Source organism: Gordonia sp. GONU, assembly GCF_024733855.1.
Lineage (GTDB): Bacteria > Actinomycetota > Actinomycetes > Mycobacteriales > Mycobacteriaceae > Gordonia > Gordonia amicalis.
Genome location: NZ_JANRHB010000041.1, coordinates 1 through 23,574, shown reverse-complemented (window position 1 = coordinate 23,574; position 23,574 = coordinate 1). Strand labels below are relative to the sequence as shown.

Genomic DNA, 23,574 nt, shown 5'->3' with positions numbered 1-23,574 from the left:
GGCCCTCCGTTCGTCCGACGGCCATTCGGCTGACCAGCACGAACGGCCCCGTCGCCGGGCCAACCCCAGGAATGGTCGCCAAGACTAGAACAGGTTCTAGTTTGTCCGCTAATCTGACCGCATGGCTACCAGTACCGAGATCCCGGAGACCGTCGCCCTCGAGTCGGTGACCGAATTCTCCGACGAGGTCGACGTCGTCGTGATCGGATTCGGCATCGCCGGCGGATGTGCCGCCGCGGAGGCCGCGGCGAACGGCGCACGCGTCCTCCTGCTCGAGCGCGCCGCGGCACCCGGTGGCACCACCTCGCTGTCGGGCGGCTTCTTCTATCTCGGCGGCGGCACCGCCGTACAGAAGGCGACGGGCCAGGAGGACTCCGCCGAGGAGATGGAGAAATACCTGACCGCGGTGTCCATCGAACCCGAGGCCGACAAGATCCACGCCTATTGCGTCGACAGCGTCGACCACTTCAACTGGCTCGAAGGTCTCGGCTTCACCTTCGAACGCAGCTTCTACCCGGAGAAGGCGGTCATCCAGCCGGGCACCGAGGGCCTGATGTACACCGGCAACGAGAAGGTCTGGCCGTTCAAGGACCAGGCCGTCCCCGCCCCGCGCGGCCACAAGGTGCCGGTCCCCGGGGAGACCGGTGGCGCCTCACTCGTCATCGACCTGCTCGTCAAACGCCTCGGCGAACTCGGCGTCGAGGTCCGGTACGAGACCGGTGCACGTCAGCTCGTCGTCGACTCCGACGGCGCGGTCGCAGGCGTGGCGTGGAAGAAGCCGGGCGAAGAGGGCGTCATCCGGGCCAACTCGGTGATCATCGCCGCGGGCGGATTCGTGATGAATCCCGAGATGGTCGCCGAACACACGCCGCATCTGGCGGAGAAGCCGTTCGTCCTGGGCAACACCTACGACGACGGCCTCGGATTGCGCATGGGCCGGTCGGTGGGTGCCGAGCTGAAGTACATGGACAAGGCGTTCATCACCGCCCCGATCTACCCGCCGGCCAGCATGGTCATGGGCGTCATCGTCAACAAGTTCGGCGAGCGCTTCGTCACCGAGGACTCCTACCACGCACGCACCTCGGGATTCATTCTGGAACAACCGGATTCGACGGCCTACCTCATCGTCGACGAGACGCACATGAACGAGAAGCAGAACTATCTGGTCCCGCTGATCGACGGCTGGGAGACGATCGAGGAGATGGAACGCGACCTCGGGATTCCGGAGGGCAATCTCCAGCGGACCATGGCCCGGTACAACGAGAACGCCGCGAAGAAGGAGGACCCCGACTTCCACAAGGCGGCCGAGTTCCTCGAACCCCAGGACAAGGGACCCTGGGCCGCCTACGACCTGTCGCTGGGCAAGGCGATGTACGCCGGCTTCACCATGGGCGGCATGGCCACCTCCCTCGACGGCGAGGTGCTCGACGAGTCGGGGTCGGTCATCAAGGGCCTGTATGCGGCCGGCGCGAGCGCCACCAACATCGCGCAGGACTGCAAGGGGTATTGCAGCGGAACGCAATTGGGCGAGGGTTCCTACTTCGGCCGACGCGCCGGCCGCCACGCCGCGGCACGCGTGACGACCAGCGCGAGCTGATCCCCATCCCCGACGGATAACCGCCCCCGAAGAACGCCCTGTGCAGCGGACCCGACGACGATATGTCGCCGGGTCTCGCCAGGAGGGTCTTTTTCGGGGGCAGTTCTGCGGGGTGCTTTTCAGGGGCGGTTATCAGCGGCGGTTGTCAGCGGCCCGGCTGGAACCGGCGCAACCGCAAGCTGTTGCCCACGACGAACACCGACGACAGCGCCATCGCTGCCCCGGCGATCATCGGGTTCAGCATGCCGGCCGCGGCCAGCGGGATCGCGGCGACGTTGTACCCGAACGCCCAGAACAGATTTCCCTTGATCGTGCCGAGGGTTCGACGCGCCAGCCGGATCGCGTCGGCGACGACGCGGAGGTCACCACTCACGACGGTGAGGTCGCTGGCCGCCATCGCGACATCGGTGCCGGTGCCCATGGCGAGCCCGAGGTCGGCCTGCGCCAGCGCGGCGGCGTCGTTGATGCCGTCGCCGACCATCGCGACCACGTGGCCCCGTTCCTGGAGTTCGGCGATCACCTCGAGCTTGCGCTGCGGGCTCACCCCTGCGGTGACGTCGTCGATCCCGACCTCCGTGGCCACGGCACGCGCCGCGCCTTCGTTGTCGCCGGTGAGCAGCTTCGGGGTGAGTCCCAGGCGTCGGAACTCGGCGATGGCTGCGGCCGACGAGGTCTTGATCCGATCCGACACCGCGATCACTCCGACCGGGATCATCTCAGCGGCAGCAACTTTCGCGTCCACATCGCCGACCAGTACGACGACGGCCGTCGCACCACCCGATTCCGCGGTCGCCACCGCGTCGACGAGCTCGCCGGGCATCGGCACGGTGACCTTGCTGGGTGAGAGGACCAGTACTCGCCTGTCTCCCACCGTTCCTGAGACTCCGGCGCCCTGCGTGGACACGAAGTCCCGGGCCTTCTCCGTCACATGCTCACGTCCGGCCTCGACGACGGCGAGTCCGATCGGGTGCTCCGACCCGGCTTCCACCGCGGCCGCCCACGCGAGGACCTGCGCCTCGTCGTGACCGTCGGCCGCGGTCACCGTCGACACGGACATGTCGCCGGTGGTGACGGTGCCCGTCTTGTCCAGCACGATGGTGTCGACGCGCCGCGTCGACTCCAGCACCTCGGGCCCCTTCAGCAGGATGCCCAGTTGCGCACCACGACCGGTGCCGACCATGAGGGCGGTCGGGGTGGCGAGCCCGAGTGCACACGGGCAGGCGATGATGAGCACCGCGACCGCCGCGGTGAACGCGAAGGTCACGTCGCCGCCCGCGAAGTCGTCCAACGACGCCGCACCTAGCCAGAAACCCAGCGTGGCAACGGAGATCGCGATCACCGCGGGGACGAACACCGAGGAGATCCGGTCGGCCAGGCGCTGTGCGTCGGCCTTGCCCTCCTGCGCGGCGGCCACCATGCGCGCCATCTGCGCGAGCGCGGTGTCGGAACCCACCGCAGATGCCCGGACGACGAGCAGTCCGCTGGTGTTGACCGTCGCTCCGATGACCGCGTCACCTGCGGTCACCTCGACCGGAACCGATTCACCGGACACCATCGACGCGTCGATCGCCGACGCGCCCTCGACCACGACCCCGTCGGTCGCGATCCTCTCACCCGGGCGCACCACGAACTCGTCGCCGACGGCCAACTCACCGATCGGAATCCGACTCTCGGTGCCGCCTCGTCGGACGACGACGTCTTTGGCGCCGAGGTCCATCAGCGCACGCAGCGCGTCGCCGGCGCGACGCTTGGCCCGCTTCTCGAAGTAGCGGCCTGCCAGCAGGAAGGTCGTCACGCCCGCGGCAGCCTCTAGATAGATGTGCGACGCCCCGTCGGCGCGTTGGGGCAGCAGGTCGAAGCCGTGAGTGAGTCCGGGCGTGCCGGCCGTACCGAGGAAAAGGGCATAGAGCGACCAGCCGAACGCGGCGAGCGTGCCGACCGAGACGAGGGTGTCCATGGTCGTCGCACCGTGACGCAGATTGATCCACGCCGCGCGGTGGAACGGATAGGCGCCCCACACGACCACCGGCGCGGCCAACGTCAGGGACAGCCACTGCCAGTAGGTGAACTGCCAGGCCGGGATCATCGCGAGCGCAATCACCGGGACCGACAGCACCGCGGACACGATCAGCCGCTGACGCAGCGCGTCGAGTTCCGCGTCGGCGGTCGTCGCGGTGCCCGCCACGTTCGCGTCCGTCGATCCGGCCGGCGGTTCCGGGAGGATCGGGGACGCGTCATAGCCCGCGGCCCGAACCACCTCGACGAGGTCGTCGGCGGCGAGCCCGGTGGGAACCTCGACGTGGGCACGTTCGGTCGCGTAGTTCACCGACGCGGTGACACCGTCGAGTTTGTTGAGCTTCCGCTCGATGCGGTTCGCGCACGACGCGCAGGTCATGCCGGAGATGTCGAGGTCGACCAGTTGCAGGCCAGGACTCGCAGACATCAGTGATCGCCCCCATTCGTCATGTCACCGTGGGTGTTGCCGCCGGTCGTCTCGACGACACCGTGCGAGGGCGCGTCGTGGGTCACCGGTTCGGATTGTGGTCCCCATGCCCGGCCGACGCCGAAGGCGATCACGAACGCGGCGATCAGCGCGACGACGTAGGCCAGGGGACCCTTGGGGATGCTCATGTCACACCAGTGAGTACCCGGCGTCGGCGACCGCTCGGGCGATCTCCTCCCGCGGGATCTCACGGTCGGCGACGACGCGTACGGCTCCGTCTTCGAGGGTCACGTCGACGCTGGTCACCCCGGAGATCTCGGCGATCTCCTCGCGGACCGAGGCGACGCAGTGGCCGCAGGTCATGCCGGTGACGGTGTAGGTGCTGGTGGTGCTCATGCGTACTCCTCGTGGTCGGTTGATGTCGTGCGCGATGACGTGGGGGCGACGTCAGGACTTCACCAGGCGGGCGATCGCGGCCATGGCCTCGTCCACCTTCTCCTTGCCCGCAGCGTCGCTCTCCTGCGCCGCGTGCACGACGCAGTGGGCCATGTGCTCCTCGAGCAGACCGAGGCTGACCGCCTGCAGAGCCTTGGTCATGGCCGACACCTGGGTGAGGATGTCGATGCAGTACGAGTCCTCCTCGACCATGCGCTGCAACCCACGTGCCTGGCCCTCGATGCGACGGAGTCGCTTGAGATAGTCGTCCTTGCGGCCGATGTAGCCGTGCTGGTGCTCGTCCATGTCGCTCCTGTTGTACGGGTACCCCTCAGGGGTATGCCACTCAGGTATACCAGCATCCGCCCGCCAACGGTACCCCCCTACCGTACTGGCGGCGGGGTGGGCTGCAGACGACTCGGGCGGCACTGAACGCACCGACGTGAGCGCGTCGAACCGAGAGAACCGCGAGTACTAGGCCCGCAGAGCTGCCGCGAGACGCGCGAGGGCGACGGCGACCTCGTCGAGGGCCGCGCTGATCGCAGCGCGGCGGGCGGCTTCGGACTCCGAGTGTTCGTCGGCGGCATCCACCCGCGGACTCGGGCCTGCGGTTCCCGCCCGCGGTGGGACGCCGCCCTCCCCGGCCCTCGCCGGTGCGATCTGCGGCATGTCCGGAAGTGCCGGTGCGGCGTGCGCCGAGGCCACGGGGTTCGGTGCCGGCGGGTTCGGGATCGCGGTGTTCTGTGCCACCCGTGCGGGACCGCCCGGATCCGGTGCGCCGGACCGGTGCCGACGACCGTGGTAGTCCTCGGAGACGAGCGGTTCGGCGTTCGTGGAACGACGCCCTCCCCGATAGGCCGGACCCGGAGCCGACGCTGGCGAGGACCCGTGCACGGGTTCTGGCGATGGTGCCTCGGCCGGAGTCGGGGATGGGGCCGGTTGGTGGGAGTCGGGTAACCGGTGAGACCCCATCCGCTGCGATTGCGGGTTGGGCGGCTGTGAACCCGTGGTGCGCTCGGGTCCGGGAGTCGGACGCTGCTGGTTTCCGGCGCCGGACATCACCGACGGGGCGTGACCGTTCGAGTGCGCATAGAAGTGGGGTCCGCCGTGACCGACGAAGAAGACACAACCAGCACCTTCCGGCGACGGGACCGGACAGGGGTTGCGTTCGATGAGGGACTGGGCGCGATCGTCGAAGTCGTTCCACTCCAGCCACAGGCGGCGGTCATGCCTCGGATGCGTACTCGCATCCGTCGCGTGGTTGCCACGGTGGCCGATCGCGAGACGGCACTGCAGCAACCAATCGGACTCACCCGACAGTCCCAGCGCCGCCCGTTCGGTCGGCCGGCACACCACCGTCGACCAACAGCCTTCGCCGTTCATACGGACTCCCCTTCATACCTGCACAAGTTCACGTCTTCTGCGCGCCATCCCGCCATGCCACGCCGGTCTTCGGAGTGTTTCTCGAGTGCTCGTGCCTACCTCGGCGCGCCCCCCGGCAAGCGCCACGGCGTCCCCCATGCCCGCGGTGCTGTGAAGATCCCGGGCGTCAGTCTACGAAGGAGGCCGGTTCGGTGCCACCCTGTCCGCCTCCGCGCGTCTGGGCGAGAAACATCACGATCCTGCGATGCACCTCCTCCGGGCGATCGAGGTGGAGGAAGTGTCCGGCACCCGCGACGACCGCGGTGGCACTGCCCTCGGGCAGCACGGTGCGCACGTGATCGGTGAACCTCGACTGCATGCACCCGTCGTCGGCGCCGTGTAGATACAGGGTGCGGCAACGGGGTTCACCCAACCAGTCGTCGCGGAGGTCGGCGTAGCGGGCATCGGTGCGTGGGCGGCGCACCGCGCGGTAGTAGCCCAGGGCAGCGGATCGATGCGCGCGGGTCGGCAGCGCGGCGAGCGCATGGTCGATGTCGCCGTCGTAATCGGGCCGCGGGTCGCCGGCACGCCGCAGACGCCAGCGTCGCCACAGCAACGGGATCAACCAGCCCAGACTCCGCTCCGGCAGCCACGGCAATTGATTGAACCCGATGTACCAGCTCATCGTGGCCTGCCGCGCCAGCAGACGGACCGCACCCGGACCGTCGGCGATCGCGCGCCGGATCGCGGGTATCGGCGGCACCGACATCGCGACCACAGCCGAGTACGGATTGTCCGTGCGGTGTGCGAGAGCGTTGACCGTCAGCGCACCCCAGTCGTGCCCGATGAGCACCGCATCCCGCCCGGCTCCGACCGCCCGGTGAATCGCCCGGGCGTCGTAGGCGAGGGCCGCGACGTGAAAGTCCTTGTCCAGCGGTATGTCCGACGGCGAGTATCCGCGGGTGAACGGCGCGACGACGCGATAGCCGGCGGCGACGAGTTCGGGGGCGAGCAGACGCCACGTCCACGCCGAGTCGGGAAAACCGTGAAGACACACCGCAACCGGTCCGTCGACCGGGCCCCACACCAGTGCACGGAGGGTGATGTGCCCGAGGTCGATGGCCTCGTGTCGCGGAGCGTCCGGGGTACCGGCGGCGCGGCGCTCGGTGTCGCGTGGGTGTCGTGAGCTCTGGGTCATCGGCGTCAATGTAGCGCCCGGGTCCGACGAGCGCATCGACTTGCACGCATCGCTGCGCGTGCATCGGGTCAGACCGCGATGCCGGCGAACCCCGTCTCGCGGATCTCGCCGTCGACGAGTCGGAACGTGTGGGATTCCCCGACCTCGGCGGTCTGCGGGAAGTCCGTGCGCACATGCGCGCCGCGCGACTCGGTCCGGGCGGTGGCCGCCGCGATGACGGCCGACGCGGTCAGCGTGAGCGCCGCATCCTCGACCTCGCGCACGGTCCGGGGGACACGCCGCGGCGCGTTCGCGACCACCTCGGCCGCGACCGCCAGTCCGTCGGCGGACCGGCGGAGCGCGACCCGGCGCGACATCACGTCCTGCAGCAGGTCGCGGTCGAGGACCGGCATCGGTCCGGGCGCCTGCGGGGCGGCCGCGGTGGCCGGCCGCAGAGCACGCCGGCCGAGGGCGACCGCGGCAGCACGACGACCCATCACGAGCCCCTCGAGCAGGCTGTTGGACGCCAGCCGGTTGGCTCCGTGCAGGCCGGTCCGCGCGACCTCGCCGGCGGCGAGGAGGCCGTCGACGGCGGTGCGCGCCTCGTCGTCGGTCACCACTCCGCCACAGAGATAGTGCGCGCCGGGCACGACGGGGATGCGGTGGTCGGCCGGGTCGAGGCCGGCCGCTCGGATTCCGGCGCTGACCGTCGGGAATCGGCGCTCGAAATCGTGTACCCCACTGATGTCGAGGTAGACGCAGGGATGCCCGGTCAGTTCGATCGCGGTCTCGACGGCGTTGGCGACCACGTCGCGAGGCGCGAGGTCGCCCATCGGGTGCACGCCGTCGGTCACCGACCGTCCGTACACATCGACGAGTCGGCCGCCCTCGCCCCGGACCGCCTCACTGATCAGCGTCCGACGCCCGCGGGCGCCGGGTGTGTAGAGCATGGTCGGATGGAACTGGATGAACTCGAGGTCGGCCACCTGCGCGCCCGCCTGGAGCGCCAGCGCGATGCCGTCGCCGGTGGCACCCGCCGGATTGGTCGTTGCGGCGTAGAGATGACCGGCACCACCCGTCGCGAGCAGGACCGTCGGCGCGTCGACTGCACCCCACCCCCCGTTTCGCAGGTAGGAGACACCGGACACCTGGTCGTCGCACACCCGCACCTCGGTGACGATCGCGTCGTCGAGGAAGCGGATGGATGCACCGGCACCGGCACCGGCACCGGCACCGGCACGCTGCGCGACGGCGTCATGGAGGGCCCGCTGGATCGCGGCACCGGTGGCGTCACCACCGGCGTGGATGATGCGCCGCACCGAGTGGCCGCCTTCACGAGTGCGCAGCAGCTCCCCGTCGGCATCGCGGTCGAAGTCGGCGCCCCACTCGATCAGTGCGGACACCGACGACCATCCGTCGGCGAGGATCGGACGCGACGCGACCGCGTCGCTGAGGCCGCCACCCGCGGCGAGGGTGTCGGCGAGGTGCAGATCGATCGAGTCGGTGACGTCCGAGTCGGTGGGACGGACCTCGGGCATGACCACCGCGACGCCGCCCTGGGCGTAGAACGTCGACGTCGGCTGCTCGCCGCGATCCGGACGCCAGCTCGGCCCCTTGTTCACGACGACGACCGACAGTCCGCCTTCCGCGGCGCAGAGCGCGGCGGTCAGACCGGCGATGCCGGCCCCGACCACGACGAGATCGGCACGGTCCGCGGCAGCCGCGTCCCGCCCCAGTCCATGTGTGGACGTAGTCATGTCATCCGCCTTTCGCCGGTCGTACTCTCGACAACCCCGGCGGGGGGTATTCGATTCCCAGTCGAAAACCCTACCCCGCAGCTCCCCTCCGCGAAATGTTTGATCGCGCCGGATCGAGGCAACCCGAGCTCCATGAAAACCCTCTGGTTCGACCCGGCGAATGACACCGACCACGCAGGGCTCCCGGACGTGCGTCCCGAAACCACACCGTTCGGGACCGTCGACACCTACGACCAGGTCGTCGTGGGCGGTGGGATCACCGGTCTGACCACCGGACTCCTGCTGGCTCGAGCCGGTCAGAAGGTCACTGTTCTCGAGCGACGCCACATCGGCGCCGCGGCCACCGGACACACGACGGGCAAGCTCTCCCTCCTGCAGGGCACTCGATTGTCGTCGATCTCGAGTCGTCACGGAAAGGCCGCGGTCCACGACTACGTCGAGGCGAATCGCGAAGGCCAGGCATGGCTGCGGCACTACCTCGCCCACCGGGGACTGCGGGTCGACGAGCGGGCGGCGCTGACGTTCGCAGCCACTGCCTCGGGCGCGAAGACGGTGGAGAAGGAGTTCGAGGCCTGCCGAGCGCACGACATCCCGGTGGAGCACGTCGACTGTCCGGAGCTGCCCTTCGACGTCCACACCGCGATCCGTCTGGAGGGACAGGCGCAGATCGACCCTATGGTGGTGCTGCGCGCCCTCGCCGACGACTTCCGCGCGCACGGCGGCCACCTCTACGAGGGTGTCCACGTGCAGGGACTGCGCAATGGCTCGCCGCACACCGTCACCACCGACGCCGGCGACCTGCGCGCGGAGTCCGTGATCCTCGCGACCGGCGTCCCGTTCCTCGACCGCGCCGGGTTCTTCGCCCGGGTGCACCCGCAGCGTTCGTATGCGGCGGCGTTCGTCGTCGACGGGGAGATCCCCCGCGAGATGTACCTCGGCGCCGACAACCCGTCGGTCTCCCTGCGAACCGCTCCGCGCCACGATCACGACGGCGAACTGCTACTGGTCGGCGGTTTCGGTCACGAGGTGGGCCGGACCAAATCCGAACGCCAACACGCGCTGGACATGATCGCCTGGACCGAGAAGCACTTCCCGACCGCGCGAATGGTCGCGCGGTGGTCGGCGCAGGACTATACGACGATCGACGAATTGCCCTACGTCGGGCAACTTCTGCCCGGCATGGAGACCGTCCAGGTGGCCACGGGATTCGCGAAGTGGGGACTCACCAACGGTGTCGCGGCCGCGCTGTCGATGACCGGACGCATCCTGGGGTCGGAGCCGCCCTGGTCCAAGACCCTTCGCCCCTGGCGCACCTCGGAGGTCACCAAGCCCGGCTCACTGGCGTCGGCGGTGTCGGCCAACGCACAGGTCGCGGCATACATGGCCGGCGGCTACCTCGGCCTGCTGAAACCCGCGGACACCTCACCCGCCGAGGGCGACGGCAGCGTCGGGCACTCCGGCACGACACCCAAGGCCGTCTGCACGGTGGCCGGACAGACCCGATCCGTCGCGCCTCTGTGTACCCATCTGTACGGCGTGCTGCGCTGGAACGACGCCGAGCAGTCCTGGGACTGTCCGCTACACGGGTCGCGCTTCAGCCATACCGGTGTGGTCCTCGAAGGACCGGCAACGCGAAACCTGTACTCGCAGGAGGCATCCGACGACTGATCCGGGCCGGACTATCCCGCACCCAAGATCCGCCGGAACACCGGTCGCGTCATCGTCGCCACGGGGCGCTGCAGGGCTCCGGCCAGGATTCGTACACCCAGATCCAGGGTGTATGCGTCGAACCCGACGAGTATGCGGTCACGATTGCCGAGCACACCGGCGAGAATCGAGATCGCCGCGGCATCCGGTCGGGTACCTGGCAACCGGCGGTCGAAACCCTTGGTGACATAGTCACGCACAGCGGAATCCACGTACCGGGCCCGTCGTGCGATGGCGGTGTGGACCACGCCAGGGTAGACGATGTGGAGCCGAACACCGGAGTCATTGTCTCGCAACTGTTTCTGAACGGTTTCCGAGTACCCGCGGGTCGCGAACTTCGACGCCGAGTACGCCGATTGGGCGGGCGATCCCATCAGCCCGAACGCGCTCGACGTGTTCACGATGCGCCCTCCCCCCGCGGTATGAAGGTGCCGGAGGAATGCGTCGGTGCCGTTGACGACCCCGCCGAAGTTGACCGCGAGGATCCGCCGCGCATAGTCGTCGTCCTCGTCGAGGACGGACGCGACCATCGTGATGCCCGCGTTGTTGAACACGAGCGCCGGCGCGCCGTACCGTCGGACCACCTCATCGGCATAAGCCGTGACGGCCGCGGTGTCGGCGACGTCCACCTGGGCGGCGTCCACCGTCGCTCCGTTCTTCGCAGCCGAGTCCGCGGTCTCGGCGAGTGCCTGCGCGTCGACGTCACTGAGCAGCACCGGCACCCCGGCCGCCGCCAGTCTGTTCGCCAGAGACCGGCCCATTCCCGAAGCGGCGCCGGTGATGACGGCAGGCCGTCCGGCACACAACCGCCGAAGGCGATCGTCGGTGACCTGCGGATGCCACAACCGACCGAGACCCAGGGAAACCTTCACGTTCACCGGACTACCCCGACCGTCCCGTCCTACACCTTCACCGCGTTTATCCGGCCTCTGCACGGGTACCCCTTTTCACCGTGGGCTCGACCCACCCGAACGCAGCGCATCACGGAGAGGGAAACGAGTGTCAGACGCAGTCGTGGTGGGCGCCGGACACAACGGGCTCATCTCCGCCATCCGGCTCGCCGACGCCGGATGGGACGTGACCGTCCTCGAGGCAGCGCCCGAGGTGGGCGGGGCGATCAAGAGCGCCGAGCTGACCCCCGGTTACGTGACCGATCTCTTCAGCGCCTTCTATCCCCTCGCCGTCGCCTCCCCGGTGTTCGCCGACCTGGATCTCGAAGCCCACGGCCTGAACTGGAGCAGAGCGCCATTGGCGTTCGGACATCCGGCGGGGCCGGAGGACGACGACGCACCGGTCGTCCACCCCGACGCGGCCGACACCGCAGCCCAACTCGCCGCCTTCGACCGACATGACGGCCAGGCGTGGCTCGATCTCGTCGAGCAGTGGGAGATGCTGCGGCCCGCCATCCTCGACACGTTGTTCGGCCCGTTCCCGCCGGTCCGCGCGGTGCTGTCCCTGCTGCGTTCCGTCGGCACCGCGGAGGCTTTGCGCCTTGCCCGGTTCTTGATCCTGCCCGCCGATCGGATGGTGCGGGAACTGTTCCACAGCGAGAAGTCGGGACTGCTCATCCTGGGCAACGCGCTGCACGCCGACATTCCCCTCCATGCACCCGGCAGCGGAGTGATGGGCTACCTGCTGACCATGCTGGGCCAGGACACCGGATATCCGGTCCCGGTGGGTGGTGCGGGCGCGCTGTCTGCCGCACTTCGGCGTCGCGCGGAAAGTGCTGGCGCGCAGGTACATTGCGATACCCGGGTGACCGAGATCGAGGTCCGGGGCGGCCGTGCGGTAGGTGTCGTCGACAGCGGCGGACGCCGCTGGCGGGCCGACCGGGCCGTTCTCGCCGATGTCTCGGCGCCTGCGCTGTACACGGACCTGCTCTCCCCGGCCGACGTGCCCGGGCGCGTACTCGACGATCTGCAGAAGTTCACCTGGGACACCCCGGTCGTGAAGGTGAACTACGCGATCGATGGGAAGATACCTTGGCGCAGCGCCAATCTCGGCGGCGCGGGCACCGTGCACCTGGGCGCGGACGCGCGCAACATCGCCTACTCCACCGCCGACATCGAGACCGGGAACATACCCGAACACCCCTTCCTGCTCTTCGGTCAGATGACCACCGCCGACGCCGGAAGATCACCCGCCGGCACCGAGAGCGCATGGTCCTACAGCCATCTGCCCCGCGGGGTCACCGACGACGCGGCCGCACGACTTCTCGCCGCCCGGATGGACGAGGTACTCGAACAACACGCTCCGGGCGTCTCGGACATGATCATCGGCCGCCACGTGCAGACCCCGCACGACCTGCAGACCGCAGATGCCAACCTCGTCCACGGGACGGTGAACGGGGGAACGGCACAATTGTTCCAGCAGTTGATCTTCCGTCCATCGCCGAGTCTCGGGGGCGCCACGACACCCGTGGACCGCCTTTATCTCGCGGGATCGGCCGCACATCCTGGCGGCGGGGTACACGGGGCCTGCGGCAACAACGCCGCACGCGCCGCCCTTGCCTCCGACGGCATACGCGGAACGCCGCGAAGAGCGTTGAACCGCACCATCACCAGACACCTCACGAAACCATGGAAACCACAAGGGAACGGAGATCATTCATGAATCGCGTCGAACGCCACACATCCGCAACCCCCGCGCAGGTCTGGTCGGTGTTGTCCGACGGCTGGCTCTACGCCTCTTGGGTCGTGGGCGCATCACGCATCCGCGACGTCGACCCCACCTGGCCGCAGGCGGGAGCGAAGATCCACCACTCGGTGGGCGTCTGGCCCGTGCTGCTCAACGACGAGACGACGTCGGTGGAGTCCAAGGCGGGATTGCTGGAGATGTCCGCAGCCGGCTGGCCGTTCGGTCGCGCCCGCATCCGGATGACGATCGAGAAGGACGGCAACGGCTCCCTGATCGGCATGGAGGAGTTCGTCGAGACGGCCCCGCTCAAGTGGGTTCCGCCGGTGGTGCAGCAGACCGCCATGTCACCCCGACTGAACGAGTGCCTGACTCGCCTGGCGATGCTCGCCGAGCGTCAGCCCGGCTGAGAGCCGGGATTCATCCGACTCGTATCGGGTAACCGCCCGACATGACCACAGCACTCGCCATCACCTGCACCCTCAAGCCCTCACCGGCATCGTCGAGCAGTGACCTCATCGCCCGCCACCTTCTCGACGCACTGGCCGAACAGGGCGTTACCGGGGATGTCATCCGTGCGGTCGACCACGACATCCGGCCCGGTGTCGAACGGGATATGGGGGACGGTGACGAGTGGCCGTCGATCCTCGAACGGATCCAGGCCGCCGACATCCTCGTGATCACCACCCCTACCTGGCTCGGCCACATGTCGAGCGTTGCTCAGCGAGTGCTCGAACGCCTCGACGCCGAGGTATCGGAGACCGACGGCCACGGACGCCCGGCGATGCTGGGCAAGGTCGCGATGTGCGGTGTCGTCGGCAACGAAGACGGTGCCCACAAGATCATCGCGGACATGTTCGGCGCACTCGATGACATCGGTTTCACCATCGCCGGACAGGGCAGCACCTACTGGAACGACGAGGCGATGGGCAGCCGCGACTACAAGGATCTCGACGAAGTCCCCGAGCCGGTCGACAAGACGACCCAGGCCGCCGCACGCAACGCTGCACACCTGGCACGGGTGCTGTCGGACAACATGTTCCCGGCTTACGAGTAGCTCCGCTTCGGTGAGGACGCTGGAGCACGCGAGGGCCGTCACGAGGGGCGGCACACCACCTTGATCGTGTCCAGGGCGTCGTCTGCGGCATCTGGCAGGTTCATCCCGGCGTTCTTCCCGGTCCGCAGGTACTCGACCACCGGCTCGTTCAGCACCTCGCCGGGTATCACCACCGGGATACCGGGCGGGTACGGTGTGATCTGTTCGGCCGCAATACGTCCCGGAGCCTCGTCGAGGGACACCGACTCGGTGTCGCCGAAGAAGGCGTCACGGGGGAGCATCCTGTTCTCCAGCTGCAGCTCGTCCGGAGACGGCTGGCGGATCTCCCGAGGGGGATCAAAGGAGTCTGCGGCGGACGAGAGATCGCGCAGCGCGGTCAGCAACCGATCCGCGGTGTCCTCGTCGTCGGCGTGCGAGATGGTCGCGAGAATCCGTCGATGGTCGCTCAATCCGAGGTCGACGCAATGGTGTTCGCGGAGCCAGTCGGCGCATTGATAACCACTGACCCCCAGCCCGTCCACGTCGATCAGGACCTGCATCTCATCCAGATCGTGGCTGGCCTCTTCACGGAGCAGTTCGTCATGTGTCACCGCCAGACCGTCTATCTCGTCGACGCTGCGACGGATGGTGCGCGCCAACTCGAGTCCTCGGCCGAGCACTTCTCGTCCAGACCGCACCATGTATCGACGCCAGCCGTCCAACGCGGCATAGATCGGCACGCTCGGGCTGGTGGTCATCAGCAGGTCCGCGCACTGTGACAGCCGGGAGCGGTCGACCAGGTCGCCCTGGACGTGGAAGACAGACCCCTGCTCGAAGCCCGCGCCCATCTTGTGGACGCTGACGACGCAGACATCGGCTCCGGCATCCATTGCCCACGTGGGCAGTTCGTCGTGGAACGGCAGGTGCGCGCCCCACGCCTCGTCGACGATCAGCGGCTTGCCGTACTCGTGGCAGACGTCGGCGATGGCCCGGATGTCCGCACACGTGCCATATGGCGTCGGACTCACGATGAGCAGGCCCGACGCCTGCGGATCCGTCTCCCACGCCTTACGCACCTCGGCGGGCGACGGAGGATGCGTCAGGTGGAGCGTCTCGTCCCATCGCGGACGTACCCACCGCGGACGTAGTCCGGAGAAGATCAGCCCTGCCACGATCGACTTATGGGCATCCCGGGTGATGAGGAGTTCCCCACCTTCGCCACCGGCCACGGCCATCATCGCGGCCTTCACCGACAGCGAACTGCCGCACGTGGAGAAGAACGCGAGTTCGGCGCCCACCGCGTCCGCCATGAGTTCCTCGGCGTCGGACAGGTAGGCGTTGGTCATCCGACGGTCGTCGAGACCGCCCGACGCGAGGACATCCGATTCGAACGCGGCCGCTCCGATGGTCGTGCGCGTGCGGTCGTCCACGCCACGACCCTGTCGGTGGCCGGGCGGCGTGTAGCCGTACCGGTTCTCGCGGCGGTAGGCGTCGAGTGCTTCGAGTAATGGTGCTCGAGATTGATCCAGAGACATCGTGTCGGGGCTCCGATCGTGTCTTGTGATTGAACAGGGTTGCGGGTCAATGGGATTCGCTCATCGCGCCACTGTGTGACGACTTCGCGGCGCGGCGTCGCAGACGTTCTCGGTAGCCGTATGTCGCCCTGAGCACGTCGTCGTGGCTGTCGGCGCTGGAACCGAGCGCACCGGCGAAGATCCCCATCGACGTCGCCAGCCATGCGAGGTTGACGTAGTTGCCCAGCCCGGCCCGGAAGCCGAGTTGCGAGGACAGAAAGGTCTCGTCTATGACGGTCATGGCGGCGATGAGGACCGCGACGAACAGGCCCACATAGAGGACCGCCGCGCTGAAGACGACGGTGCAGACCGTGGCCATGTTGTAGAGCCGGGCGCGTGGTCGGTAGGTTTCGGTCGTCCTTTCCCAGAGGCGGTTGTTGACGATCAACCACAGCGTTGCCAGGACCATCGACAGTATGGAGATGGCGGCCAGACGCCATGGACTGAGCGCGTTGGCCATCGACCAGATGGTGGAGAAGTAGACACCGAACGACGCCGCCGCGGCAGCGGCCGCCGTCATGCCCGTGAGCGTCGGGATCAGTCGCCACGGCCGGTTGCCGCGTACCATTCCCGCCGTCAGCCGCATCCGAGGGGTGATACCAGGGGCCACAACATATTCCGTCTCGCCATCGCGTTCGACCAGCAGTCCGCGGGACCGCTCGAACGACTCGGTCGAGGAATCCCTCAGCGAGGACACCACCGTCGCGATGAGGTTGCCGAGCCGCCGCCGGGGGGATGGCCCGAGCGCCGGCAGCGAGATCACCGCGGCCCCACGTTCCCGGTCGAGTTCGGCCAGCACGACGCTGTCCCGGGTACGCCGGCCACCGCCGAGACCCCCGCGGACGGCGAACAGGCGGGGCATCTCGGTCACGAACACCACGATCTCGTCCGGGACCCGGTCGGCACCCCAGACGGTCTCCAGATCGCCGCGCGGGGTCATCTGGAGTGTGGTGTCACGGGTAACGGTGACTCCGCGGAAATCCATCCCGAATTGCTCGGCGATCCCGCGAATCCGGTCCTCGCCGTTAGTGATCAACGTCTCGGGCAACCCGTGTTCGGCCACCATTCGCAGACTCGAGATTCTCCTGCCCTCCTGGCGCTCGACGGTTGTCTCATCCACCGACGGTCGGTCCGCCGGGGTCAGTCCGGCGGCTCGGGCTCGCCGGCGGCCGGCGACTCGAGGTCCTCCTCGTCGCCCGACGTGGGCTGAGCCACGTTCTCCTTCTCCGCAGGCTCGTCGACGTGTTCTTCCTCGAGTTCGTCCACCTTGCGGCGGGCGTCGTCGGGGGTCTGGTCCCGTGAACCGGTCTCGGCCGGCTCCATCGGTAGTTCTTCGGACATCTAGGTGTTCTCACCGCCAATCCGTTTCGGGTATCCGGACATGTGCGACTTCCCGGGGTGTTCGGTTTCTAAACACCGGTATCCGAGAGGACGGCCTCCCACGAGGTGTAGGCCCTTCGTGACGTGGGTATGCCACGAGCATGTCTGACGAAGAGCGCAAGTCCATGGACCCGGCGCCGGAGGAGACACCCGATCTGGAGTCCGGTGGCGGTGTGACACCCGGCGACACCCCACCCGACACCCCCCAGACGTCGGGGCTCTCGCACGAACAACCCAATCGGACGAAACACTTTCCGGCCGGCGGGGTCGGCGCCTTCCTCGGCGTCGGTCTCCTGGTGATCGCGATGCTCGTCATCATCGTCGGGCTCATCGTGATGGTGCTGTGACGACCTGATCAGGCCCCCGTCGCCAGTGGGGATCGGCGACGGGTTTGGATTCCGCCGAATTGCGTTGTCGCAGTACGACCGACAGCACGACGATCGCGGCCACCGCCACGAATTCGCTCTGCCAGTTCTGCATCGACTCGAACCAGAACTGCGATGTGGTGAGGTACTGCCAGACCGTTACGGCGGCCTCACCGTGTTGCTCCTGCTCGGTGCTGTACGCACGCGCGCCGCCGAAGGCGTGCAGGCCGAACGAGGCGAGGAACAGCGCGAAAAACGCTATCGACAGCGAGTTCTCGTATACCGCGAGAACCCACCCACCGCGGCGGATCGGCCATGGGGCACCGGCCCGCTCCTTCTCCGCGCGAGGGTCCACGTCCTGCGGCGCCTCGGAATCCACGGGTTTGGACTCCGACGAACCCCGTTGATACAGAAAAGCCGTCAACACGACGTACATGCCCATCTGGAGGAACTCGGATTCCCAGTTCTCGAACGTCGCCTCGACGAATTCGCCGGTGCGCAGGTACCCCGACAGGGAGACCGACGCGGCGCCGTGGGACATCTGCTCGGCGTTGAAGGCATGCCAACCGGACACGATCATCCCGAGCATGAAGACGAGAAACAGCGCCGAACAGGCCAGGAACAGCCCGTTGTCGCGGAAAACGCGGCGCATCATCAGAACCTGCCCCTCTCCGATCACCGACGCCGGGCGGGCCTCAGCCCAGGGCCGGAGAACGCGGCGAATACCTCAACACCGCACCCACCCCGTCACGCGGGGCGATCCGTTCGTCCACCCGCACCAACTCGGCGCCGATCATGACCGCCGCGAGCGGCAGCGCCTCGTCGGCCAGAAGCGTCCGCTCGGGTGCCAGTCCGAGCTCCGAGAGAATCTCCGGAGTCGGTGCGAGAGTCACGATCCCACCCGCGTCCGGTCCGCCGTCGACGACCGTCGCGCCGTCGAGGTCGCCGATGATCAGCGTCTCGACCTCGCCGTTCCGCAGCGCGCCGCAGACGGCGGTGAGACCTTCGACGGCGAGTGCCGGCTCATGACCGAGCCCGGCCTCGAAACGTTCGGCCACATCGGCGATCACCTCGTTCTGGCGCCGCGCGAATTCTTCGGCGACAGCACGGCGGACGTCGGCCGCGGCCACTCCGCCGCGCCGCGCGCCCAGGTGCAGATCGACCAGTCGCGTGGCCAGCCGCTCGGGAGCCGCGGCGGTCAGATCGGCGGTCGAGGATGTCTCGCCGATGACGAAGACGATCTCGGGGTCGTCGGCGTCGACGATGGCGGTCAGGCGCTCGGCCACCGCCCGGATGTTCTTGCGTCTTTCTTCGTCGCTGCGCTGCTGCGGGTCGCCGTATCCGGGGGACTCGGCACTTGCCGCGTGATGCACCGGATACCCTTCGCCCTCAACGGTTTCGGTCTTCACGGGCACCCCACCGGCAGCGAAGACCTCGATGTCGGCCCCGGTGTGGTCGACGGCGGCGACCACGTGGCAGGGAGACGCGGTGCCGTGCTCGATCAGCGGGACGAGATAGGGCACCGGCGAGTAACGGGCCGTCGGGGTCACCGGTGGACGGATGAGCTGCTCGTCGAGGATCACTCCCTCCGGACCGGCGATCACCGCTCGACCACTGACACCGACCGACGGCACCTGGCCGAGGAGGGCGGTGCCGATCGGATCGACGACAGCGGGTTCCGCCCCCGCCGAGACCAGTTCGTCGCGCAGTGCGCGCCAACGCAATTCCATCGCGTGCGCGGCATCTTCGGTGTTGTGCGAATCGTCGATGTAGACCGAGGCGAACGGACCTGTCGTGGTCGTCAGCGCTCGAAGTCGGGTCGAGTTCATGCGCGGCCTCCTCACGGGTTGTTCGGGCACGTCGACCCTCTACGGGTGCCCAGCGAAGAGGCCCTCAAACATCCCGGCCCGGCCGCCGGTCGGCGTGCCGGGCCAACAGATGGGGGTCAGAGCGTGGCGGCGTCGATCACGAACCGGTAGCGCACGTCCGACGCGACCACGCGGTCATATGCCTCGTTGATCCGATCGGCCGAGATCACCTCGATCTCCGCACCGATGCCGTGCTCGGCACAGAAGTCGAGCATCTCCTGGGTTTGGGCGATCCCCCCGATCATCGAACCGGAGAAGCTGCGCCGCTTGCCGATCAGCGCACCGGCCGGGACGTCGATCGGATGTTCGGGCAGACCGAGTTCGACGAGGGTGCCGTCGAGGGCGAGCATGCCCAGGTACTTGCCGATCGGCAGGTTCGCGGACACGGTGTTGAGGATCAGGTCGAAGGAGTTGCGCAGGTCGCGGAAGGTCTGCGGATCACTCGTCGCGTGGTAGTGGTCCGCCCCGAGACGCAAGCCGTCCTCCATCTTCTTCAGCGACTGCGACAGCACCGTCACCTCGGCGCCGAGCGCGTGGGCGATCTTGACCCCGACATGTCCGAGGCCACCGAGACCGACGATCGCCACCTTCTTGCCGGGCCCCGCACCCCAGTGCCGCAACGGCGAGTACAGCGTGATCCCCGCGCACAGCAGCGGAGCCGCCTCGTCGAGCGCGATCCCCTCCGGGATGCGGCAGACATAGTTCTCGTCGACGACGATCGAGGTGCTGTAGCCGCCGTGTGTGGGTTGCCCGTCGCGGCCGATCGCGTTGTACGTCCCGGTGCTGCCGCGCTCGCAGTACTGCTCCTCACCGAGTCTGCACGGCTCGCATTCACGGCAGGAGTCGACGAAACAGCCCACGCCCACGCGATCCCCCACCGCGTATCGGGTGACGCCCTCACCGACGGCAGAGACCGTACCGGCGATCTCGTGCCCCGGGACCACCGGGAACCGGGTGCCACCCCATTCGTCGCGTGCGGTGTGGATGTCGGAGTGGCAGATCCCGGCGTAGGCGATGGCGATCGCGACGTCGTTCGGGCCGAGGTCGCGCCGTTCGATCGTGGTCGGCTCGAGCGGGCGATCTGCTGCCGGGGCGATGTACGCGTTGACCGTCGTGGGCATGCGGGGGACTCCTAGGGCTGGATGTTCAGGGACTGAAGTGTTCGCGAGCTGATGTGTGTTCGGGGGCTGATGTGTTCGGGGCGACCGATGCGCAGGTGCGCATGGGTCGGCACGTGACAAGTCTGCCGTCGCGCGTGCGTCATCGCCAGAACGGCACGTCGGGAGCCGACGCAGCACGTGCGGACACTGGATCGGACTTCAGAGATCGTTACAATGGCCGACGGTGACGATCAACAGCTCGGTCGACGACGGCCGGCGCACGCAGTTGCATCCGGTGTCGCCCATCGCCGAGGTCACGCGATTCGGGGCAACCACCGCCCACGCGGCTGCGGGCCTCGGACGGTTCGTCCTCCACACGGCAGGCGACGCGATTCGCGGTCGCGCGCCCACTGCTGCGCGCGCGGCGCATGAACTGCGGGCCACCTTCGAGCACCTGGGTCCGACCTACGTGAAGCTCGGGCAGCTCATCGCCTCGAGTCCCGGCGTCTTCTCCGACGCCCTCTCCTCGGAGTTCGAGACGCTGCTCGATCGCGTCAAACCGGCCGACCCCGACGAGATGCGCGCACAGTTCGTCGCCGAACTCGGGCGCCCGCCCGAAGAGGTCTTCGCGCAGTTCGATCCGGTGCCGATCGCCTCGGCGTCGATCGCGCAGGTCCACACCGCGACCCTGCACAGCGGCGAAGAAGTGGTCGTCAAGATCCAGCGACCCGGGATCGCCGACCGGCTCGCCCCGGACGTCGCGATCCTCGAACGGCTCGCCGGTCTCGTCGAGGTCTCCGAGTACGGCCGGATGCTCAGCGCGCGCCACGTCGTCGAGGATTTCGCGGCCGGCCTCGATGCCGAACTGGATTTCCGGATCGAGGCGGACACCATGCGGGAATGGTTCGAGTGCCTGCAGCCGGGCCCCTTCGGGGATCGTGTCCGCGTCCCGCACGTGTACGACGAGTTCACGACGCCGCGCGTCCTGACCATGGAGCGCATCCACGCGGTCCGGATCGACGACGCAGCCGCGGTCCGGGCGGCGGGTCACGACGGCGTCGCGCTGTGCCGGAACCTGTTGCTGTCGCTGCTCGACTCGGCATTCCACGGCGGCCTCTTCCACGGCGATCTGCACGCCGGCAACGTCCTCGTCGACGAAACCGGGAAGATCGTGTTGCTCGACTTCGGCATCGTCGGCCGGTTCACCCCGCGTACGCGCCGGATCCTTCGCCAGCTCGTCGTCGATCTGGTGGTCCGGGCCGACTACGAATCCGCAGGCCGCGCGATCTTCCTGCTGGGCGCCGTCCACAAGCCGGGGTCGACCGCGAAGGGTGCCGAGGACATCAAGAAGGTGACGACCCCGCTGTCGACGACCGATCTCGGTTCGATGTCCTACACCGACCTGGGCCGACAACTCGCCGCCGTGGCCAAGGCCCACGACGCCCGGCTGCCGCGCGAACTGGTTCTCGTCGGCAAACAGCTGCTGTACGTCGAGAAATACATGAAGCTGTTGGCGCCACGATGGAAGGCCATGTCGGACAAGGAGATCTACGGCTACATGGCCGGCATCCTGAAGGAGGCCGAGCGCGATCGCCGGGCCGACCGTGAACGAATGAGCTGATGCACGGTGGTAAATCGCGGCATGTCGGGCCTACTGACGCGTACGGAGCGCGAATCGACCGCTAGGGTGAGAGCGATTAGCTGCTGATTCACAGGAGTCACACATGAGACGTTTCGTGCCGGCACTGCTGGCATTCTTTGGCGCCGCGTTCATCGCGGCGGCCATCGCCATCCCGCTTTACCTGGTGCCGCAACTGAAGGTGGTGCCGCTGGACCTGGACATCACCTCCGACGCGACGACGGTGGCGGCCGACGGTTCGACCGGCGACCGGTTCCCGGCCGTCATCTTCGACCGTTGCTCGGTGGCCGAGGACCGTGCCCGCACACTCGAGGCGCACCTCACCCAGCAACGCCGCTCGATCATCACCGAACCGTCGGACAGCCGCCAGGCGAGCCTGCAGTCCGCGCAGACCGTTCTGATCGACCGGCTCCGGGACGCCGACGGTAAGGAGACCGAACCGAGCGTCGCCGCTGCCGGTGAGACCCGGACCTGTAAGGACGGCTTGCTCACCGCGACCATCGACCGCGTGTCGGTGAACCGGAAGACCTCGGTCCCCAACGGCGCCGTGAGTTCGTTGCAGCTCGAGGCCATCCCGCCGGGCGGCAACGTCAACGACGTGTCGGTCGCCATCGACAACCGCACCGGCTTCCAGTACAAGTTCGGCTTCGACGTCCAGAAGCGCGACTACGCGTACTACGACCTGAACACCCGCCAGGACTGCGCGGCCAAGTTCCAGGGCGAGGAGGAGATCGACGGGGTCAAGACGTATCACTTCGCGTGTGACGTCCCCGAGACCGATCTGTCGTCGCTGCCGAACGCCCAGGGCGAGGCCGCTCTCGGCACCATGCTGACCATGCCCGCCAAGTGGTGGGGCATCACCGGCCGCGGGGTCCGCCCGAACGATCCGGTCACCATGCACCGCTACGCGGCGGCGACCCGCCACGTGTGGGTCGAACCCGAGACCGGCACCATCGTCGACGGTCGCGAGGACCAGCACCAGTACTTCAAGTCGCCCGACCAGAGCGAGGCCACTCCGGCACCGGTTCGTGAGTTCCGGATGGACGCGCTCAAGGGCACGTTCAAGTGGGCCGACCAGACCGTCGCCAACCAGGCCGACAAGGCGAGCGGCTACCTGAACCAGCTGAAGATCGGCGGCACCTGGGTGCCGATCATCCTCGGCGTCATCGGCGCCATCCTGCTGGCCGCCGCGGTTCTGCTGTTCCTCCGCGGACGTCGCGACGACGCCGCCGTGGCGACCGCCGGTCCGGTCGGCACCCCGCCCGCCGCGGACGACCGCGACACCAGACTGATCAAGCGGGATGTCCCGCCGGCCGGTGCCGCACCGTCAGCGGGTAACCCGTGGGAGCGGCCGACCGAGCAGATCCCGAAGGTCGACGGTGGCGAGCCCCCGGCCGACGATTCGTCGACGCGCACCTTCCGCAAGCAGCCGCCGCCCGAGTAGGGCCCAGCTGCGCGGCGACCCCCGCGGGCGCATCCGGTACCCACCGGATGCGCCCG

General features: G+C 68.2%; 22 protein-coding genes. 8 read left to right on the top strand and 14 right to left on the bottom strand.

Annotated features, from left to right (window positions below):
• The first annotated feature begins 121 nt into the window (after positions 1–121).
• Positions 122–1,597 (top strand): FAD-binding protein, encoded by a 1,476-nt coding sequence (locus tag NWF34_RS22890; RefSeq protein ID WP_258326165.1) that lies wholly within the window; start codon positions 122–124, stop codon positions 1,595–1,597.
• A gap of 145 nt (positions 1,598–1,742) precedes the next feature.
• Here NWF34_RS22890 and NWF34_RS22885 read toward each other — a convergent pair whose 3' ends face one another.
• From NWF34_RS22885 to nadB, 7 genes are all read right to left on the bottom strand, one after another.
• Entirely contained in the window at positions 1,743–4,040 is a 2,298-nt protein-coding gene (locus NWF34_RS22885) for a cation-translocating P-type ATPase (protein ID WP_024498321.1), read from the bottom strand.
• The gene (locus tag NWF34_RS22880) at positions 4,040–4,228 is read right to left on the bottom strand and encodes a hypothetical protein (RefSeq protein WP_024498320.1); all 189 of its coding nucleotides are present in this window, start codon (positions 4,226–4,228) and stop codon (positions 4,040–4,042) included. Before NWF34_RS22880 ends, NWF34_RS22885 begins: the two co-directional genes overlap by 1 nt.
• A gap of 1 nt (position 4,229) precedes the next feature.
• Positions 4,230–4,436, bottom strand: a complete 207-nt coding sequence (locus tag NWF34_RS22875; RefSeq protein ID WP_024498319.1) for a heavy-metal-associated domain-containing protein — start codon at positions 4,434–4,436, stop codon at positions 4,230–4,232.
• A 51-nt stretch (positions 4,437–4,487) separates the two neighbouring features.
• Positions 4,488–4,781, bottom strand: a complete 294-nt coding sequence (locus NWF34_RS22870; protein ID WP_005196646.1) for a metal-sensitive transcriptional regulator — start codon at positions 4,779–4,781, stop codon at positions 4,488–4,490.
• A gap of 168 nt (positions 4,782–4,949) precedes the next feature.
• On the bottom strand, positions 4,950–5,858 hold the full coding sequence (locus NWF34_RS22865; protein ID WP_024499200.1) for a hypothetical protein: 909 nt from the start codon (positions 5,856–5,858) through the stop codon (positions 4,950–4,952).
• Positions 5,859–6,024: 166 nt separating this feature from the next.
• Positions 6,025–7,035 carry an alpha/beta hydrolase gene (locus NWF34_RS22860; RefSeq protein ID WP_191834608.1) on the bottom strand — a complete coding sequence of 337 codons (1,011 nt, stop codon included), beginning with the start codon at positions 7,033–7,035 and terminating at the stop codon, positions 6,025–6,027.
• 68 nt (positions 7,036–7,103) lie between these two features.
• Entirely contained in the window at positions 7,104–8,771 is a 1,668-nt protein-coding gene (gene nadB, locus NWF34_RS22855; protein ID WP_258326164.1) for an L-aspartate oxidase, read from the bottom strand.
• Between the two features lie 132 nt (positions 8,772–8,903).
• Here nadB and NWF34_RS22850 point away from each other — a divergent pair, with 132 nt between their 5' ends.
• Positions 8,904–10,439: an FAD-dependent oxidoreductase gene (locus NWF34_RS22850; protein ID WP_024499197.1), complete on the top strand. Its 1,536-nt coding sequence runs from the start codon at positions 8,904–8,906 to the stop codon at positions 10,437–10,439.
• Between the two features lie 11 nt (positions 10,440–10,450).
• On the opposite strand, the gene NWF34_RS22845 is transcribed toward NWF34_RS22850, so the two are convergent.
• Positions 10,451–11,350, bottom strand: a complete 900-nt coding sequence (locus tag NWF34_RS22845; protein WP_024499196.1) for an SDR family oxidoreductase — start codon at positions 11,348–11,350, stop codon at positions 10,451–10,453.
• 127 nt (positions 11,351–11,477) lie between these two features.
• Between NWF34_RS22845 and NWF34_RS22840 the strand changes: the two genes are divergently transcribed.
• Genes NWF34_RS22840 through NWF34_RS22830 form a run of 3 tightly spaced genes read left to right on the top strand, consistent with a single transcriptional unit; the run spans position 11,478 to position 14,169 of the window.
• Positions 11,478–13,091, top strand: coding sequence for an NAD(P)/FAD-dependent oxidoreductase (locus NWF34_RS22840; protein ID WP_024499195.1), 1,614 nt, complete (start codon positions 11,478–11,480; stop codon positions 13,089–13,091).
• A complete protein-coding gene (locus tag NWF34_RS22835; RefSeq protein WP_024499194.1) occupies positions 13,088–13,522 on the top strand; it encodes an SRPBCC family protein in 435 nt (144 codons plus the stop codon). The genes NWF34_RS22840 and NWF34_RS22835 overlap by 4 nt, the downstream gene beginning before the upstream one ends.
• 41 nt (positions 13,523–13,563) lie before the next feature.
• Positions 13,564–14,169 (top strand): flavodoxin family protein, encoded by a 606-nt coding sequence (locus NWF34_RS22830; RefSeq protein ID WP_024499193.1) that lies wholly within the window; start codon positions 13,564–13,566, stop codon positions 14,167–14,169.
• A gap of 38 nt (positions 14,170–14,207) precedes the next feature.
• Here the strand turns inward: NWF34_RS22830 and NWF34_RS22825 are convergent, their stop codons facing one another.
• From NWF34_RS22825 to NWF34_RS22815, 3 genes are all read right to left on the bottom strand, one after another.
• A complete protein-coding gene (locus NWF34_RS22825; RefSeq protein WP_191834609.1) occupies positions 14,208–15,683 on the bottom strand; it encodes an aminotransferase class I/II-fold pyridoxal phosphate-dependent enzyme in 1,476 nt (491 codons plus the stop codon).
• A 46-nt stretch (positions 15,684–15,729) separates the two neighbouring features.
• Positions 15,730–16,788 (bottom strand): hypothetical protein, encoded by a 1,059-nt coding sequence (locus tag NWF34_RS22820; protein WP_051349629.1) that lies wholly within the window; start codon positions 16,786–16,788, stop codon positions 15,730–15,732.
• Positions 16,789–16,862: 74 nt separating this feature from the next.
• Positions 16,863–17,063 (bottom strand): hypothetical protein, encoded by a 201-nt coding sequence (locus tag NWF34_RS22815; protein WP_024499190.1) that lies wholly within the window; start codon positions 17,061–17,063, stop codon positions 16,863–16,865.
• 140 nt (positions 17,064–17,203) lie between these two features.
• Between NWF34_RS22815 and NWF34_RS22810 the strand changes: the two genes are divergently transcribed.
• A complete protein-coding gene (locus tag NWF34_RS22810; RefSeq protein ID WP_024499189.1) occupies positions 17,204–17,449 on the top strand; it encodes a DUF6480 family protein in 246 nt (81 codons plus the stop codon).
• Here NWF34_RS22810 and NWF34_RS22805 read toward each other — a convergent pair.
• From NWF34_RS22805 to NWF34_RS22795, 3 genes are all read right to left on the bottom strand, one after another.
• A complete protein-coding gene (locus NWF34_RS22805; RefSeq protein ID WP_258326163.1) occupies positions 17,430–18,122 on the bottom strand; it encodes a DUF6766 family protein in 693 nt (230 codons plus the stop codon). The genes NWF34_RS22810 and NWF34_RS22805 overlap by 20 nt on opposite strands.
• 40 nt (positions 18,123–18,162) lie before the next feature.
• A complete protein-coding gene (locus NWF34_RS22800; RefSeq protein WP_258326162.1) occupies positions 18,163–19,296 on the bottom strand; it encodes a hypothetical protein in 1,134 nt (377 codons plus the stop codon).
• A gap of 116 nt (positions 19,297–19,412) precedes the next feature.
• On the bottom strand, positions 19,413–20,456 hold the full coding sequence (locus tag NWF34_RS22795) for an NAD(P)-dependent alcohol dehydrogenase (protein WP_258326161.1): 1,044 nt from the start codon (positions 20,454–20,456) through the stop codon (positions 19,413–19,415).
• A 223-nt stretch (positions 20,457–20,679) separates the two neighbouring features.
• Between NWF34_RS22795 and NWF34_RS22790 the strand changes: the two genes are divergently transcribed.
• Both NWF34_RS22790 and NWF34_RS22785 read left to right on the top strand, forming a co-directional pair.
• The gene (locus tag NWF34_RS22790; protein WP_258326160.1) at positions 20,680–22,056 is read left to right on the top strand and encodes an AarF/ABC1/UbiB kinase family protein; all 1,377 of its coding nucleotides are present in this window, start codon (positions 20,680–20,682) and stop codon (positions 22,054–22,056) included.
• Between the two features lie 103 nt (positions 22,057–22,159).
• Complete coding sequence (locus tag NWF34_RS22785) at positions 22,160–23,518, top strand: DUF3068 domain-containing protein (protein WP_258326159.1); 1,359 nt, start codon at positions 22,160–22,162, stop codon at positions 23,516–23,518.
• Positions 23,519–23,574 lie beyond the last annotated feature (56 nt).

Excerpts from the sequence above, each read along its gene's own strand:
- NWF34_RS22825 (WP_191834609.1), bottom strand. The coding sequence starts at position 15,683 with ATGTCTCTGGATCAATCTCGAGCACCATTACTCGAAGCACTCGACGCC.
- NWF34_RS22880 (WP_024498320.1), bottom strand. The coding sequence starts at position 4,228 with ATGAGCATCCCCAAGGGTCCCCTGGCCTACGTCGTCGCGCTGATCGCC.
- NWF34_RS22860 (WP_191834608.1), bottom strand. The coding sequence starts at position 7,035 with ATGACCCAGAGCTCACGACACCCACGCGACACCGAGCGCCGCGCCGCC.
- NWF34_RS22800 (WP_258326162.1), bottom strand. The coding sequence starts at position 19,296 with ATGAACTCGACCCGACTTCGAGCGCTGACGACCACGACAGGTCCGTTC.
- NWF34_RS22810 (WP_024499189.1), top strand. The coding sequence starts at position 17,204 with ATGTCTGACGAAGAGCGCAAGTCCATGGACCCGGCGCCGGAGGAGACA.
- nadB (WP_258326164.1), bottom strand. The coding sequence starts at position 8,771 with ATGACTACGTCCACACATGGACTGGGGCGGGACGCGGCTGCCGCGGAC.
- NWF34_RS22830 (WP_024499193.1), top strand. The coding sequence starts at position 13,564 with ATGACCACAGCACTCGCCATCACCTGCACCCTCAAGCCCTCACCGGCA.
- NWF34_RS22805 (WP_258326163.1), bottom strand. The coding sequence starts at position 18,122 with ATGATGCGCCGCGTTTTCCGCGACAACGGGCTGTTCCTGGCCTGTTCG.
- NWF34_RS22815 (WP_024499190.1), bottom strand. The coding sequence starts at position 17,063 with ATGTCCGAAGAACTACCGATGGAGCCGGCCGAGACCGGTTCACGGGAC.
- NWF34_RS22785 (WP_258326159.1), top strand. The coding sequence starts at position 22,160 with ATGAGACGTTTCGTGCCGGCACTGCTGGCATTCTTTGGCGCCGCGTTC.
- NWF34_RS22885 (WP_024498321.1), bottom strand. The coding sequence starts at position 4,040 with ATGTCTGCGAGTCCTGGCCTGCAACTGGTCGACCTCGACATCTCCGGC.
- NWF34_RS22875 (WP_024498319.1), bottom strand. The coding sequence starts at position 4,436 with ATGAGCACCACCAGCACCTACACCGTCACCGGCATGACCTGCGGCCAC.
- NWF34_RS22865 (WP_024499200.1), bottom strand. The coding sequence starts at position 5,858 with ATGAACGGCGAAGGCTGTTGGTCGACGGTGGTGTGCCGGCCGACCGAA.
- NWF34_RS22835 (WP_024499194.1), top strand. The coding sequence starts at position 13,088 with ATGAATCGCGTCGAACGCCACACATCCGCAACCCCCGCGCAGGTCTGG.
- NWF34_RS22795 (WP_258326161.1), bottom strand. The coding sequence starts at position 20,456 with ATGCCCACGACGGTCAACGCGTACATCGCCCCGGCAGCAGATCGCCCG.
- NWF34_RS22870 (WP_005196646.1), bottom strand. The coding sequence starts at position 4,781 with ATGGACGAGCACCAGCACGGCTACATCGGCCGCAAGGACGACTATCTC.
- NWF34_RS22820 (WP_051349629.1), bottom strand. The coding sequence starts at position 16,788 with ATGGTGGCCGAACACGGGTTGCCCGAGACGTTGATCACTAACGGCGAG.
- NWF34_RS22890 (WP_258326165.1), top strand. The coding sequence starts at position 122 with ATGGCTACCAGTACCGAGATCCCGGAGACCGTCGCCCTCGAGTCGGTG.
- NWF34_RS22850 (WP_024499197.1), top strand. The coding sequence starts at position 8,904 with ATGAAAACCCTCTGGTTCGACCCGGCGAATGACACCGACCACGCAGGG.